The following is a 14,468-nucleotide window of genomic DNA, read 5'->3' on the forward strand; positions in this document are numbered from 1 at the left end:
GGGGAGGGAGACAAAGTCCCGCCGTCCCTTTGTCCCTTACTTCTCTACGCCAGCGCCTCTTCCGGAACGTCTTGGACCTTGCCCCCCATCAGCTTCGTCACGCATGCAGCGATCGTGATGTCGCCGGTGACGTTAAGCACCGTGCGGCTCATATCCAGAATTCGGTCAATGCCAATACATAGGCCGATGCCTTCCACCGGCACCCCGATGTTCAACAGAACAATCGCAATGAGGGGCCAGGAGCCACCTGGGACTCCCGCGGTGCCCACGCCCGCGAGGATTGAAAGGAACATCACCGTCACCTGTTGGCCGACCTCCAGGTGAATCCCGTAGAACTGGGCGAGGAACAACACCGTGATCCCTTCAAAGAGCGCGGTCCCATTCTGATTGGCAGTGGCGCCCACCGTCAGTACGAACGAGCTGATGTCGCGTGGGAGCCCGACCTCCTCCTCAGCCACCTTGAGCGCCGTCGGGAGCGTGGCGTTGCTAGAGCTTGTGGCGAACGCAGTGACCATCACCGTTCGGATTTGCCTGAAGAACTCCAGTGGGCTGCGCTTGGCGATGGTGAGGATGGCAAGGCTATACACCACGAACTGGTGAAAGGCCAGCGCCACCAGCACGAGGATCGCGTATTTCCCTAACGCCCCTAGCGCATCGAGACCCAACAGCGCAGTGGTCTTGAAGCCCAGCGCGAATACGCCATAGGGCGCCATGCGAAGCGCAAACTCGATGACCTGTTGGGAGACCGCGAAAAGGCCCTCCAGAAACTGCTTGACCGGGAGCGACTTTTCGGCGTCGACTTTCGACATCGCGAGCCCGAACACGATGCCGAAAAACATCAGCGCAAAGAGGCCGCCATCCATGGCCTCCGCAGCCGATTTGACGGGGTTGGTCGGTACCATTTCGAGCACATAGTCCGCCGGCTTCTTCTCACGCGACTCCTTTGCCTTGGCAGCCGCTTTCTCGGCGTCTTTTGCGGCCGAAGAAGGCATGGCAGTGCTTACTTTCGAGTGGTCGATGCCCTCGCCCGGCTTCACCAGGTTGACCGCCGTGATGCCAATCCCAACGGCTATGCCGGAAAGCAAGAGGGTCATGAGCAGGGACAGCAGGCCCACCCTGCCGACCTTTCGGGCGTCGCCGATCTCCATGACGCCCATGACCAGCGCCGAGAACAGCAGCGGAACGACGATCATGAACAGCATCCGCATGAAGATCGTGCCGATCGGCTCCATCACGTTGGCTACCGTCCACACGAAGGTGTCGTCCTTGGCCCAGAGGGCCTGGCCGATCGAGCCGCAAATAGCCCCAAGCACCAGCCCGATCAGGATCTTCGCGTGTAGCGGTATGCCGCGTGTTCGTTCCATGTTGGTGGTATCGATTCAACGACGCGCAGACCTTCTCCTGCTCAGGTTCACGCCTCCCAACAACTCTGAGCCTGCATCCGGGGTACCTTCTGGCCCATGTCTGAGGGTCTCTCCGAGCGCCGGTGCACCTATGATCCGCTGATCGAGTTTATGGCGCGGTTCGAAAACGTCAAGGCGAGCGACGACACCGCCGACCCGTTTGCGGGGCTGACGGTCGAAGAATCCCTCAAGAAGCACATCATCGACGGCATCAAGCGGCACCTGGAGCGGCACCTCGACGAAGCGCTCGAGAGCTATGAGCCGCTGGCCATCGTGAACGACATCCTGCTGGACGGGATGAAGACGGTCGGCGAGCTCTTCGGCTCAGGCAAGATGCAGCTCCCGTTCGTGCTTCAAAGCGCGGAGGTCATGAAGGCGGCGGTCCGCTATCTCGAACCCAAAATGGAGAAGTCGGAGGGGAGCGACAAAGGCTCCATCCTCCTTGCCACTGTCGCCGGAGACGTTCATGATATAGGCAAGAATCTTGTTGATATCATACTGAGCAACAACGGCTATCGTGTGGTGAACATCGGTATCAAGCAGCCGATCAACAGCATCCTCGACCAGGCTTCGGAGCATCGGTGCCAGGTCATCGGCCTGAGCGGCCTGCTGGTCAAGAGCACGCTCATCATGCGCGACAACCTGCTCGAAATGAACGAGCGCGGACTCCAGGATTATCCAGTGATTCTGGGTGGCGCAGCGCTCACGAGGGCCTACGTGGAGCAAGATTTGCGGGCGCTCTACAAAGGCCAGGTGCACTATGCGCAAGACGCTTTTGAGGGCTTGAGGCTGATGGAGGAGATCGGGGGAAGGTCTGAGGTCCGAGGTCCGCGGTCCGAGGGACTGGCCACTGACGATTTCCGTGAGTCGGAAGGGGAAGTCGCGGGTCCTAGTTCGCAGGTCGCAGATGGTGGGTCCGAGAGGGGAGGTCCCGGAACCACCTCCCTCTTACCCTCTCCTCCTCCGGGGCAGGAGGAGGGGGAACCTGTGCTTCCAAGGGTGTCCTCCCACCGCCTCGGCGATACGGACCCGGCGCTGTACGTTTTTGACGGCGTAAGGAGCGAGACTTCAGCAGAAAACCTCGTGCCCGAACTCCCATTCTATGGCGCGCGAAAGATGGCCCGTTTCGACATCTTTGAGCTTTACAAGTACATCAATACCACGGCCCTGTTTCGTGGCCAGTGGAACCTGAAACGGCCCGAAGGCATGGGAAACCCGGAGTTCAACGCCTGGCTGGAGGAGACCGCTCGGCCGGTCTTCGAGCGCCTTCAGAGGGAGCTTGCGAGGGTATTCCGGCCACAGGTCAAGTGGGGCTATTTTTGGTGCCAGTCCGAAGGGAACGACCTCATCCTCTATCATGAAGATCGCAAGACGGAGCGAACAAGGTTCCGATTTCCCAGGCAGAGGGACGGCAGGCGGCTCTGCCTCTCGGACTTCTTTCGTTCAAAGGACTCGGGCGTGATGGACGTCGCCGCCTTTCACCTGGTGACCGTCGGCCCGGACATCTCGATCCACGAGCGAAAGCTCTTCAAAGATGGCGCTTTTCAAGACTACGCCTACGTCCACGGGATGGGAGTAGAGGCCGCAGAGGCGCTGGCAGAGTACTGGCATCGCCAGATTCGGGCCGAGCTCGGTTTTGGGAGCGAGGAGCCGGCCGACATGAAGGGCCTATATGGCGTGAAATATCGGGGCTGCCGGTATTCGTTCGGCTATCCCGCTTGCCCGAACCTTGAGGATCAGGCGAAGGTCATGAACCTTCTCGAACCGAGTGACATCGGCGTGACCCTCAGCGAGGAGTTCATGCTCGAGCCCGAACAGAGCACGTCGGCCATCATCGTGCACCATCCCGACGCGAAGTACTTCAACGTTCGGTAGGCGGGTGCCTGGCAGGACGCCTGTGCCAGCTGCGCACCTGCGGCCAAGACCTTGGGCCCGATGGCCGCGAAGATCGTGCATGTTCGCCAGAGATCCCCCAAAAACAGTCAAGCCTGGGAGCTTGCCCTAGTTGGCTCCCAGGCTGACGATGCTCCCTAAGGGTGTTAGGAAGTTAGGCTTTACGGCGTCGCATCAGAGCCAGCGCGCCGAGCCCGAGCGTGGCCAGCGAGGCTGGCTCGGGAACGAGTCGGATTTCATCGAGGGTCAAGTCGCCATTCTTGACAGGGTCAATCTGGACGATCAACTGGTCCACGTTCGCTGAATCGTACGACCCGAACGCGCCATCAGTGGAGGCGACCGTGATGGTTGTCGGCGAAGCAACGGGTCCAAAGGACTTGCTCCAGCCGCCGATGCTGAATTCTGAGACGAAGATGACGGTTACCGAAAAAGCCAGATCCGCCCTCACTACGTCCAGTTCCATAGCGCCCCAGGACGAAAGGTCGGCATTGGTGCTCGTTGAATAGAACAAGCCATTGCCGCCACTCGCGCCGGTACACAGGTAGCCCAGCCAGAACGAACTGGCATTGCCAAAGTCATTGGAAAGAGCGCAGACCCCGGGTCCAGCAAGGCAGTCGATACCGCTGCTCAGGCCAACGTCCGACGTGAACGTGCTTGTCTGGAGGGCGCGAGAACCGCCCAGCATCGTACCACCCGATGCCCAAGTCGAGTGGAACCCAAGCCCAACCACGGACGAGGTTTGAGACAAGCTGGAAAAGTCGTCAACGACGATGGGAGCAGCCATGGCCGAACCGGCCAGGCACGCCCCAAAAGAGAGGAGCATCCATTTACGCATTTTTTCACCTTTTCGCTAAAAGCAAAATAAGGAAACGACTGCAGTTTCTCTCAGGTTGAAGGAACCTGGCACAGGTAAAAATACCTGTTGTTGAGCAAGCTCCAGGTAAGAACGCGGGGCTTTGGCACGTTTCGGTCTTCAGGTTGAAGACTTTGCCCTGCTCGCGGGTCGCATACACTAGTACTTTAGCAGTGGTTTCTGGGGGCATGGCTGGATGCTTGCCACGCCCCGCGAAACGGTGAGTTGCGGAGTTGATCCGCTGCGTATGTTGTTAGCGGCTTCGTCGCTTTCGCGCCACGCTGAACAGGCCAAGGCCGAGCACCGCCAAGCTGGCAGGCTCAGGAACGAGCCGAATCTCGCTCATGCCGAGGTCGCCGTCCGTCGCCGTCAGGAACCGGATCGCGATTGCATCCACGTTGCCCATGTCCGTCGTACCGCCAAGCCAGTCCGCCGTCGCATCAAGCGAGATCGTCGTCGGCGAAGCGATCGAGCCAAACGACTTGCCCAAGACGAGCACTCCCGCGTCCGAGTAGAACTCAACCATCACGTCAAAACCGAGGTCGGCCGAGACCATGTCAAACTCGATTCCGGTCGTACCGGAGAGATCGGCGTTCGTCGAAGTGCTGTAGAAGAACTCTCCGGCAGCGGCGAAAGCACCCGTGCAGAGGTAAGCGAGCGAGAAGCGAGCCGAGTTTCCGGCATTGTCCGACGCCGCGCCAACGCTGGGAACGATGTTCCAGGTGCTTTCAAGACCGTAGTCCGATGTCAGCACGTTAATTCCGAGGCCCCGAGAACCACCGAGCATGGTGCCGCCGCTTGCCCAGACGGCGTCGTTTGCCACGCCAGTCACGGTCAGGCTCTGACCCGTAAGGCTTGAGAAGTCATCGACGAGAAGAGCAGCCTGAGCCGAAACGACCAGGCCAACTCCCATACTGAGGAGCATTAGTTTTCGCATATTGTCCACCTTTCAAAAATCGAAGAAGGAAACGGCTTGAGTATCCATCACAGCTGTAGTGGATAACACTCCATAAAATGCCTGACTTATCGCATTACATTGTTACTATTATCAGGTTTTAGATCCGTTTGATTTATCCCATGAAATGAGTCTATAGAAATTGCTGACAGCGTTGTTACCTGCTAGCACGTAGAACGTACAGCCAGCAATAGAAATGGGGCGCCCCAGCACGCTTGCTGGAGCGCCCCAAGTCGCAATCGGAGCTTTCTGCTTGCCTTATTTGCGTCGGCGTCGGATGAGTCCGAACGCGCCGAGGCCGAGGACGGCCATCGAAGCGGGCTCAGGCACCAGGCGGATCTCCTTCATGCCCAAGTCGCCGTCGGTCTGAGTATAGAAGCGGATCGTCAACGCGTCCACAGAGGCCATGTTGATGCTGCCATAGGAGTAGTCAGCCACGCGGTCAATCGAGATCGTCGTGGGCGAACCGATGGCGCCAAAGCTCTTGTACCAGCCTTCGAGATAAGCGCCGTCAGCCCAAAACTGGACTTCGACGTCAAACCCGAGGTCAGCAGAAATCATGTCGATCTCCATGGCCTTGGTTCCCGAGAGGTTAGCATCGGTCGAGGTGCTGTAGAAGAACTCGCCCGCAGCAGAATAGGCGCTGGTGCAGAGATAAGCGAGCGAGAAGCGCGCCTTGTTTCCGGTCTGGTCCGAAGCAGCGCCCACGCCAGGAACGATGTTCCACTTGCTGTTGAGGCCGTAGTTGGAGCTCAAAACGTTGATGCCAACGCCCCGGGAACCACCGAGCATCGTGCCGCCGCCCATCCAATTGCTGTCGTTGCCAACGCCGGTCACGGTCAGAGTCTGGCCCGTGAGGCTTGTGAAATCGTCGACGAGAAGGGGCATTGCCGAAGCCGAAGCGGCCAAGCTCGCACCCATCGCAAGAATCATAATGTTTCGCATTTGTTCCACCTTTGAATCAAAGTAGTCCTGGCCGGTGCGGCACTGCCTAGATCGAAAGCTCTATCGTCCTTACTGCCAGGGTTACCGGCAGATCGGCTGGAGCGCACATGTACCAGGGCATGCTCCTTCGAGATGCACCTAATGCACCGCAAGAGGCAGACCAATTGGCCAAAGGTGGGAACCAAAATGCCTAACAATCGGCAATAGGTAGTATAATTACTGGCCGCTTCCGACGAATTCGACCTTTCCGCCAAACTTCCTCGCGATTGGCTCAAAGACCTTGAACTCGTCAGAGGCGGCAGAGGCAGGGATAACGGTCGCGACATATACGCCCGGCTTTCCGTCCTGCAGCTTTGCGTAGGTCGCGGCGTAGCCGTCCGCGTCGATGTACTTCAGGGCCTCAAGCGCCTTCTCCTTCGACGGGAAGGAGAGAGCGATCCGGATCGTTATCGGGACGCCCGTGGGCTTGGGCTCGACCTCATACGGGTTCTTCATCGCCATCGGCGTCACACCGTCCGGCCCGGTGCGGATGGGAACCCGCAGCGAGTCGAGGAGCTCGCCGCCCCTCTTTGCCGCGAAGTCGGCGATCCACTTCTGTGCTTCGGCCCGGTCCCCAGCATCCTTCGGCGCGTGGAACATCAACACTTGAACTCCAGGGTTGCGCAAGATGCTCGTGTCCACGTCCACAGGCGCTTCGTCCAGCCCGTCGTGAGGGACGCCCATCGGAAGCGTAACGATCCAAGCGACATCCTTGCTCTTGGCAGGGCTGGCTGCAGTTACCGATGAGACGGACTCCGGCGAGAGTGAGGTGATCTTCGCCTGCCTTCTCGAAGCGCATCCAACAAGGAACAGAAGGGCCATCAGCGACAACGCGAAGGGCCATGAGGCACACACAAGCGCTCGCAAGGCGGGCTTGCCACCCAACCTATCCTGCCGGCGCCCTTCCCTGCCAAGTAAAATCTTTGCCATGCCCAATCCGATTACGAACGGCCCAAACGGCCTCGTGGTTCCCGACGATCCCATTATCCCCTTCATCGAGGGCGACGGAACGGGTCCCGACATCTGGCGATCCAGCGTTCGCGTGTTCGATGCTGCCGTCGAAAAGGCGTATGGCGGCAGAAAATCGGTCGCTTGGCAGGAAGTCCTGGCCGGAGAGAAGGCGTTCAACGAGACCGGGAGCTGGCTTCCCGATGCGACCTTGGAGGCCTTCCAAAAATACCTTGTCGGGATCAAAGGCCCGCTCACGACGCCGGTCGGCGGAGGCATTCGCAGCCTGAATGTGGCCCTGAGGCAGATCCTCGACCTCTATATCTGCCTGCGCCCGGTGCGATGGTTCACCGGCGTGCCCAGCCCGGTGAAGGACCCTGGCGCGGTGGACATGGTGATCTTCCGCGAGAACACGGAGGACATCTATGCGGGCATCGAATTTGCCGCCGGCAGTGAGGAAGCGCAGAAGGTGCTCGACTTCTTCGCCAAGGAGTTTCCCAAGCAGTTTGAGAAGATCCGGTTCGGCACGGTGGAGAAGACTCAAGCCTTCATGAGCGCCACCGGACAACCTGGCGAAGCATCGGTCCAGGTCGGACTTGGCCTAAAGGCGGTTAGTTGGCAAGGCACGGGCCGGCTGGTCTATGGGGCCATCCAGTACGCCATCGCGAACCACCGTAAGAGCGTGACCTTGGTCCACAAGGGCAACATCATGAAGTTCACGGAAGGCTACTTCCGGGACGCCGGCTACGACATCGCCGAACAGGTTTTCGGGGCGCAGACCTACACCTGGCGGCAATGGGAGAAGACCAAGGCCGCCCGGGGCGAAGAGGCCGCCAATGCCGAGCAGAAGGCCGCGCTCGACTCCGGCAAGATCCTAATCAAGGACGCGATCGCCGACATCACCCTCCAGCAGGTGCTCACCAGGCCGCGGGATTTTGAAGTCATCGCGACCCTGAACCTCAACGGCGACTACCTCAGCGATGCGCTCGCGGCGCAGGTCGGCGGCATCGGGATCGCCCCGGGCGGGAACATCAACACCGTCACCGGCCACGCGATCTTCGAGGCCACCCACGGCACCGCGCCGAAGTATGCCGGTAAAGACGTCGTCAACCCGTGCTCTGTGATTCTCTCGGGAGAGATGATGTTCCGCCACATGGGCTGGACGGAGGCGGCGGACCTGATTCTGAAGGGTGTCGAGGGCGCCATTAGCTCAAAGCGGGTCACTTATGACTTTGCCAGGCTCATGGACGGCGCGACCGAGATCAGGTGCTCCGAGTTCGGGGACAATATCATCGCACATATGTAGGGATGATGGCGCTTCACAGGGACAGGCATTGGTCCGCTGGTGTCAAGTCACCTATAATAGGGGCGATGGACTACCGAGCTCACATCTCGATCAATCCAGCGGTTCGATCCGGCAAGCCATGTGTGAAGGGCACACGCATCACTGTGTTTGACGTGCTGGATTCCATGTCAAGCGGGATGTCCGTCGAAGAGATCGTCTCAGACTTCCCGCAGTTGACCCGTGAGGCCGTCCTGGCTTGTCTCGGTTACGCAGCCGATCGGGAAAGAAAGGTCTCGCCGACAAGGGCATGAAGCTCCTACTCGACGAAAACTTGTCTCCAAGGCTCGTGTCTCTGCTCGCAGATTCGTTTGAACTGGTTTCAGATGTTGTCACTGAAGGGCTCATGGGACAGCCCGATGAGGCGGTTGCCAACCACGCGATCGACAATGGACTAACGATCGTGAGCAAAGACTCCGATCTTGTTGAGGCCGCCGTTGGCAGCAATGGCTTACAGAGAGTCATTTGGATTCGATTGGGCAACTGCTCAACTCAAGCGGTGTATCTGCTGCTGAACAGTAGCCCCATCGAATTTCAGATTTCGAGGCGTCGGATGATGCAGTGTTGGAACTGCCCTAGTACCCCCCAGGCGGCGCCTTAGCCTTCACGGCAAACCACTGAAGCCCCTTCTTGTGCCTCCAAAACGGCAGGTCCCCGGAATACCCGTAGTACCTCGGCCGCTCGTCCTTGGAACGGTCTGTCTCGAATTCGGCCGAGAGTTCAAAGGTTGCACTGTCCTTTACCCTGTAGCCGTACTGCTTCCCGGTCACCGGGTCCGCCATCTGCCCTCCATAGCCGGAGCTCGCTTCAGCATATAGCTTCGCTTGATCCCTTGGCAGCGTGTGGTGATTCACAAAGTAGCCCCTGGCCACTTGGACAAGCTGCTGAAGGTCCTCGACGCGGCGCTCGTCTGCCTTTTCCATCCTGGCCTGACTGGGCGACCCGACCACCCACAAGCCCGCAATGATCGCCGCCAAGACGCCAAGTACCACTAACCAGCTCACGATCCGCAGCGATCTCCCAGTGTTCGGCCCTTCCGTGCTCACGGGACCCTCCGTTCGCCGCGGCGAAGCTCCCACAGATAGAATCCGAAGATGCTCCCTGAAATGGCCAGCACAATCGCCGATTTCAGGAGCGTTCGCGCGACGAATTCGCCGCCCAGTGCTCCGGCAAGCAGCACGATCAGCGTCGTCAGCACGGTGCTCGCGGCAACGAATAGAGTCAGGTACGTCAGCCATCGGCGCACTGGAGAAGCGCGTCGTTCGGGGTCTTTGGCATAGCTCACCAGATGGCTCCGCGTAAGCAGGAACCACACCGGAAACGAGACGATGAGCGAGGCGATAAGCCATCGCGTGCTCTCGTTCCGATAGGAGTCTTCATAGGCCGCATAGGGCTCCCTTATCGGGTCCGGCATCATGGTGTCCACAAAGCCGCACAGCAGGTTCGCCAAGGAGATCGCCGCCGTGTAGAGCATCATGAAGGTGACCAGATAGAGGAATGCTTCCCGGGCTGATCCAGATGTGCGCCGCAAGGGCACTGGAACCGGGAATGGGACGTCGGCAAAGCGGGAAATCGCGTCGTCGACTTCGTCGGCTTGCCAGCCGGCTTGGGAAAGCACGTCGCGAACCTCTTCACGGCTCTTGCCGGCGAGCAGCGCGTCGCGCACGAATTGAGTCAGTTCGGCCGTCATTGGACCGCCCTCCTATCTTCGCCTTTGGAATCTCAAGAAGATCCAGGGCATCCGAAGTTTATATCTTTACTGACTTGATATACTACACTTCGCCGGAAGGATTCCGGTTTTTCAGGTCCTATTCGCCGATCAACCGTGTATCGCCCAATGACGGCAATCTGGCTCGCAACGGCTGCTGATCGGTGGGAATCTGTTTCACGAGGAAGTCTGAACGTCAGCGTGGAGCTTGAAGCCCGCTTTCTCTGAATCCTTCACCGCGGGAGTAGGCGGCCGAAAAGTGTCGGCTACCGCCCGCTTCTCGGCGGATCCTTTGTACCTTTGCCAGCGAGGTATACAAATTCAGAAATTGGCTGCTGAATCAGCACAAAGAAATATAGATGATGATTTTAAGCATTACCTATACTAAAATGTCCCCATCGGGCTCCTCCAAGGCCAGGCGAGATTCTTGGCTACAGGGAAGCATGGCGGACGATGGGGTTCGCGCCTGAACGGGCAAGAGAGCGTTCATGCCGCAATTCCATTGGCCCAGTTGACCGAAGCTGGGGGATCGCTTGAAACCGGGAAACAAGCTGCAGAGCTTTGATCGTTTGACAAGCAATACGCTCATTGCGTCCGCCATCGTGCTCGTCTTGGCGCTGCCCTTCAATGGCGTCATGGGAGTTGGCTACGGGCCAAAGTGGGCCGCCGAATCTCGCATCCAGATGGCCAGCGCGTTGGCCTTGACCTTGGTAGTGCTGTGTAGCGGATGCTCCATTCGGGGAGGGGTTCTTTACAAGAAGTGCGTTTGGGTGACCGTTGCCTGCCTGCTCGGGATAGCCTTTTGGATGTGGGCGCCCTCTTGGCTCAATTTGTCTGCTTGCATCGTAATGGCAGGCATGGGATTCACGTCCATCTACCTTCAACTGAATCAGCCTGCAGAGGCATGCAGCCAACCGATGCCGTCCGCATTGCAGTCTCCATCAAGCAGCAACGGCAAGGTTGACCGACGCGTCCTGGCGGATCCCGAAGCCGAAACTATAGTGTCGGTTTCAAAGGGCATCGTACAAGAGACTGGAGCGAGCGGATCTGTATTGATCTTCGACGGGACAGACATTCCTGTTCGGACCGTTTTGGCCGGGTTGGCAAATGGAAAAACGACGGGGGATTTACTGCAAGAATTCCCCATGCTCACCGAGGAGCATATCCATGCCGCGATCGCCTACTCGGCGGCATCGATGATCGCCTCTCCTCCAGCAGAGTCTGCGCGTCAAGGCCCCCGCCTCCACTAAGGGCGGCCCCCAATTGCGATCGTCGGGAGGCGCAAACTCCAACCGTTTGAAGTGGCAGCGATGGCCTACCTAGCAAACACCAGTTGATTAGTCGTCCTTGTTCGGATGGAACTTCTCCGCCGGGAAGCGCTCCTTGGGACGCACCGACTGCCACGCCGCGCGCGCCACCACGTCGGCATCGGCGACGTCCACGTCGCCCCAGTCCATTTTGGAGCTCAGCTCCGCCAGCCTACGCGCTTCGCCGGTCAGCGAATTGGCCGGAGGGTTCATCTCGTCGAGCGGCACCCTGTTGGGGATAGATTTGAAGGGAGCCAGGTTGGGTTTGTCGACGAAGCATGCGCGGAGCGGAGTGGCCACACGGTCGAACCGCGTCAGCGCAGGGAATCCCAGTACAAGGCCCATCGTTCGGATAAACGAGGTGTGATTGTAAAACTCGGAGACCACCGCGCCTCGCCGCGTATACGGCGAGATCCCCTGGGCCACCGTCCGGTGCCCGTCCACGTGGTCGGGGCCTAGCTGTGAGTCGTCTTCGATGACAAGGATCAGCGTGTCTTTCCAGAACTTCGAGTTCGTGATGGCCTCGACGATTCGTCCCAGGGCTAGATCGTTGTCGGCAGTCATCGCCCTTGGCGTCGGCATCCCCGCCGAAGTGCCGTTGGTGTGGTTGTTTGGCAGAAGCAGGATGCTCAACGCGGGCATCTCGCCGCCATTCACCCAGGACCGGAAGTCCTTCAGGAACTGATCGGCCCGCCACTGGTCGCTGACGATCGACGGGAAGCCGATATAGTTCGGGTGCAGCACCTTTCGAAGCGCAGCCTGGCTGGTGACCGCCCGAATCTCGTACTTGCTCCCACCGGCCTTGTAGTCGGTCCAAAGCTGCGTCCAGGTCGGCGCCTTTCCGGTCGCGGGGTCTCGCACCAGGGGCCTATCGACAAACTCGCCATAAACCCGCACAGGGATGCGGTTGGCCGTCGCTGCGGTCCAAAGGAAGCCGTTGGGACTGAAGGCAAGCGGATCGCCCCCGTCATAGGGGTAGCTGCGCGTGTTGGCGGAGTAGTTTTGTTCGGTATAGGCGTTGGCAATGGCGGTCGAGGTCCACTGGTGCCCGTCGGCGGAGTTGGTGCCACTTGTGTACACGTTGTCCAACAGCACGAACTGCCTCGCAAGGGCATGGGCGTTGGGGGTCACGTCCTCACCAAAGATGCAGATTGAAGGGTCGCCGTTCCCTTCCTTGATGTCCCCAAAGTCCACGTCGTAGGTGTGGTTCTCTTTGATGATATAGACCACGTGCTTGAACACGCTGGGTTCGCCGACACGCTCCGGGATGACCGCCGGAGGCTGGTTGCGACGCGCCGGCTGTTCCTCTCCCCAGCGGCTGTTCGACGCCACCTGGGCGCTCAGGGCTGGAAGTTTCGCGAGGGCGTCTGCAACGTCGACAACCTGGAACGCGCCGACATTATCGTGAACGCCGAATCTGGTGGTTTTGCCCTTCAGCCGGTTCCCAAACCCCTTGGAACAGGCCACATAGAGCTTCCCTGCTTTCTGGCGCACCGCGATCGGATACCAAGCAGTTGGGATCTGGCCGGCCAGTTTCCAGACGTTGTTCTCCCTCTGAAGCACGGCAAGGGCGTTGATCCCTCCGCAGGACACGAAAAGGGTCTGCCCATCATCGGAGAAGGCCACCCCCGTCGGTTCATGGCCGAAAGTTGGCTCGATCGGCGGCCTCAATCCGACGGTCGCGAGCTTCTTCCCCGCCCGAGGATCGATCAGGGTGACCGTATCGCCGTCCGAATCGGCGACGGCCAGAAGCTCCTTGTTTGGGGAATAGGCCATCCCCGACGGCTGCCTGCCCGTCTCGACATGAATCGGATTGGCATACTGGGGTCCGAAAAGAGTCACACTCCCGCGCGAAGCCGCATCGGTTCCCGAGTCGATGGCCACCAGAGTCCCGGCCGAATCGGCACCCGGCTCGTTTGACCCTGCCAAGCGCCCTCCCCGGTTCGCCACAGCGTAGCCACCGCTTCCATCCGAGGCGACGGCATAGGGCGCGGCTTGGGTCGCGATCGTCTCGCGAAGCTGCTCCGTACCGCTGGAGCCGATGCCGCTCAGATCGTATCGGAGCACAGCGTTTCGCCTACCCAAGGCCACCCACATCTGCGTCGGCGTCGAGCCTGCGGCGAGTCCCGTGGGCTGTGGATTGCCACCCTTGATCGTTTGCAAATCGGTAGGCTGTTCCGGCTTGAAGGTTCCAGCAATCGCCCAGCGGTCGCCCTCGCGCCGGACCAACGTAAGCTGGCCCTGATCTCCGCTGACCCAAATGCTGCTGCCATCTTGGTTCCAGGAGATGCCCAGGGCCCCGGTTCTCAGCCTCACCTCGCCGCGAGGCTTACCGTCAGCATCGAAGAACGCCACCCTTCCAGTACACATCACCGCCACGACGCTCCCATCGGGCGACAGGGCAAGGTCCTTCGGGCGGGCGCCCTCGATCCTCTGAACGAGGCCAAAGGGGGTGAGCCGCTGGTCGGTCGTCACCAAGAACGTGCCATCGGGCTGTTCCCCGGGGGTTACCCGATCGGCGACGTACCGATACAAGGTGAAGCCCGCTGCCCCCATGGCTGCGAGCAGCACGGCAGGTACAAGAGTGCGGCGAAGGATCGGTGCCAGAGCCAAAGTCTCAAACCTCCAGACGACTTTGGTGAAGTTACCTTTTTGGCGAAGGTGTCTTGGCATGAAAAGTCCCCGTCGGACCAAGGTCCGACGGGGACTGTGGGCGCTTCGGCTATTTCTTGGTTCCGCGCTTGGAGGCGCCGGCCCGCGCTGGGGGCGCCGTTTGCTTGGAAGCAGGGGCCTTGGCTTTAGCCTTGGCGGCCTGATCCTTGGCCCACTTTTGACAGGTGGGGCAGGGGCACACATTGGCGATGCCGAAGGGCGGTTGCGGGACTCGTGCTCCTTGGGGTCCAAAGCCCGGTCCGCCGGGACCTCCCTGCATCGGGGGCATCATTCCTCCTTGGGGACCCTGGCCTCTCCGACCCGGGGGTCCAAAGCCCGGTCCGCCGGGACCTCCCTGCATCGGGGGCATCATTCCTCCTTGGGGACCCTGGCCACGCCTACCCGGGGGTCCAAAGCCCGGTC

13 protein-coding genes are annotated in these 14,468 nt (G+C 59.9%); 5 read left to right on the forward strand and 8 right to left on the reverse strand.

Annotation, left to right across the window (positions count from 1 at the left end; genetic code table 11):
* Positions 1 to 44 precede the first annotated feature (44 nt).
* Positions 45 to 1,364 carry a dicarboxylate/amino acid:cation symporter gene (locus HZC36_02040; protein MBI5705748.1) on the reverse strand — a complete coding sequence of 440 codons (1,320 nt, stop codon included), beginning with the start codon at positions 1,362 to 1,364 and terminating at the stop codon, positions 45 to 47.
* Between the two features lie 96 nt (positions 1,365 to 1,460).
* Between HZC36_02040 and HZC36_02045 the strand changes: the two genes are divergently transcribed.
* A complete protein-coding gene (locus tag HZC36_02045) occupies positions 1,461 to 3,278 on the forward strand; it encodes a B12-binding domain-containing protein (protein ID MBI5705749.1) in 1,818 nt (605 codons plus the stop codon).
* A 172-nt stretch (positions 3,279 to 3,450) separates the two neighbouring features.
* Here HZC36_02045 and HZC36_02050 read toward each other — a convergent pair whose 3' ends face one another.
* From HZC36_02050 to HZC36_02065, 4 genes are all read right to left on the reverse strand, one after another.
* On the reverse strand, positions 3,451 to 4,131 hold the full coding sequence (locus HZC36_02050; GenBank protein ID MBI5705750.1) for a PEP-CTERM sorting domain-containing protein: 681 nt from the start codon (positions 4,129 to 4,131) through the stop codon (positions 3,451 to 3,453).
* Positions 4,132 to 4,402: 271 nt separating this feature from the next.
* Positions 4,403 to 5,086 (reverse strand): PEP-CTERM sorting domain-containing protein, encoded by a 684-nt coding sequence (locus tag HZC36_02055; protein ID MBI5705751.1) that lies wholly within the window; start codon positions 5,084 to 5,086, stop codon positions 4,403 to 4,405.
* A 276-nt stretch (positions 5,087 to 5,362) separates the two neighbouring features.
* The gene (locus tag HZC36_02060) at positions 5,363 to 6,049 is read right to left on the reverse strand and encodes a PEP-CTERM sorting domain-containing protein (protein ID MBI5705752.1); all 687 of its coding nucleotides are present in this window, start codon (positions 6,047 to 6,049) and stop codon (positions 5,363 to 5,365) included.
* Between the two features lie 216 nt (positions 6,050 to 6,265).
* Positions 6,266 to 7,018 (reverse strand): hypothetical protein, encoded by a 753-nt coding sequence (locus tag HZC36_02065; protein MBI5705753.1) that lies wholly within the window; start codon positions 7,016 to 7,018, stop codon positions 6,266 to 6,268.
* On the opposite strand from HZC36_02065, the gene icd reads away from it, so the two are divergent.
* From icd to HZC36_02080, 3 genes are all read left to right on the forward strand, one after another.
* Positions 7,017 to 8,342: an NADP-dependent isocitrate dehydrogenase gene (gene icd / locus HZC36_02070; protein MBI5705754.1), complete on the forward strand. Its 1,326-nt coding sequence runs from the start codon at positions 7,017 to 7,019 to the stop codon at positions 8,340 to 8,342. The two genes, HZC36_02065 and icd, sit on opposite strands and share 2 nt — an antisense overlap.
* Before the next feature lie 65 nt (positions 8,343 to 8,407).
* Complete coding sequence (locus HZC36_02075) at positions 8,408 to 8,632, forward strand: DUF433 domain-containing protein (protein ID MBI5705755.1); 225 nt, start codon at positions 8,408 to 8,410, stop codon at positions 8,630 to 8,632.
* Positions 8,629 to 8,979 (forward strand): DUF5615 family PIN-like protein, encoded by a 351-nt coding sequence (locus tag HZC36_02080; protein ID MBI5705756.1) that lies wholly within the window; start codon positions 8,629 to 8,631, stop codon positions 8,977 to 8,979. The genes HZC36_02075 and HZC36_02080 overlap by 4 nt, the downstream gene beginning before the upstream one ends.
* Here HZC36_02080 and HZC36_02085 read toward each other — a convergent pair.
* Positions 8,954 to 9,382, reverse strand: a complete 429-nt coding sequence (locus HZC36_02085) for a hypothetical protein (GenBank protein ID MBI5705757.1) — start codon at positions 9,380 to 9,382, stop codon at positions 8,954 to 8,956. The genes HZC36_02080 and HZC36_02085 overlap by 26 nt on opposite strands.
* 38 nt (positions 9,383 to 9,420) lie before the next feature.
* The gene (locus HZC36_02090) at positions 9,421 to 10,068 is read right to left on the reverse strand and encodes a hypothetical protein (GenBank protein MBI5705758.1); all 648 of its coding nucleotides are present in this window, start codon (positions 10,066 to 10,068) and stop codon (positions 9,421 to 9,423) included.
* A 551-nt stretch (positions 10,069 to 10,619) separates the two neighbouring features.
* Here HZC36_02090 and HZC36_02095 point away from each other — a divergent pair.
* Positions 10,620 to 11,336: a DUF433 domain-containing protein gene (locus tag HZC36_02095; protein ID MBI5705759.1), complete on the forward strand. Its 717-nt coding sequence runs from the start codon at positions 10,620 to 10,622 to the stop codon at positions 11,334 to 11,336.
* Between the two features lie 87 nt (positions 11,337 to 11,423).
* Here HZC36_02095 and HZC36_02100 read toward each other — a convergent pair whose 3' ends face one another.
* Entirely contained in the window at positions 11,424 to 14,066 is a 2,643-nt protein-coding gene (locus HZC36_02100; GenBank protein ID MBI5705760.1) for a bifunctional YncE family protein/alkaline phosphatase family protein, read from the reverse strand.
* Positions 14,067 to 14,468 lie beyond the last annotated feature (402 nt).

This window comes from Armatimonadota bacterium (assembly GCA_016223145.1).
Lineage (GTDB): Bacteria > Armatimonadota > Fimbriimonadia > Fimbriimonadales > Fimbriimonadaceae > Nitrosymbiomonas.

Coding starts and splice junctions, on each gene's coding strand:
- HZC36_02065 (MBI5705753.1), bottom strand. CDS start 7,018: ATGGCAAAGATTTTACTTGGCAGGGAAGGGCGCCGGCAGGATAGGTTG.
- HZC36_02075 (MBI5705755.1), top strand. CDS start 8,408: ATGGACTACCGAGCTCACATCTCGATCAATCCAGCGGTTCGATCCGGC.
- HZC36_02080 (MBI5705756.1), top strand. CDS start 8,629: ATGAAGCTCCTACTCGACGAAAACTTGTCTCCAAGGCTCGTGTCTCTG.
- HZC36_02055 (MBI5705751.1), bottom strand. CDS start 5,086: ATGCGAAAACTAATGCTCCTCAGTATGGGAGTTGGCCTGGTCGTTTCG.
- HZC36_02060 (MBI5705752.1), bottom strand. CDS start 6,049: ATGCGAAACATTATGATTCTTGCGATGGGTGCGAGCTTGGCCGCTTCG.
- HZC36_02040 (MBI5705748.1), bottom strand. CDS start 1,364: ATGGAACGAACACGCGGCATACCGCTACACGCGAAGATCCTGATCGGG.
- icd (MBI5705754.1), top strand. CDS start 7,017: ATGCCCAATCCGATTACGAACGGCCCAAACGGCCTCGTGGTTCCCGAC.
- HZC36_02090 (MBI5705758.1), bottom strand. CDS start 10,068: ATGACGGCCGAACTGACTCAATTCGTGCGCGACGCGCTGCTCGCCGGC.
- HZC36_02045 (MBI5705749.1), top strand. CDS start 1,461: ATGTCTGAGGGTCTCTCCGAGCGCCGGTGCACCTATGATCCGCTGATC.
- HZC36_02100 (MBI5705760.1), bottom strand. CDS start 14,066: ATGCCAAGACACCTTCGCCAAAAAGGTAACTTCACCAAAGTCGTCTGG.
- HZC36_02050 (MBI5705750.1), bottom strand. CDS start 4,131: ATGCGTAAATGGATGCTCCTCTCTTTTGGGGCGTGCCTGGCCGGTTCG.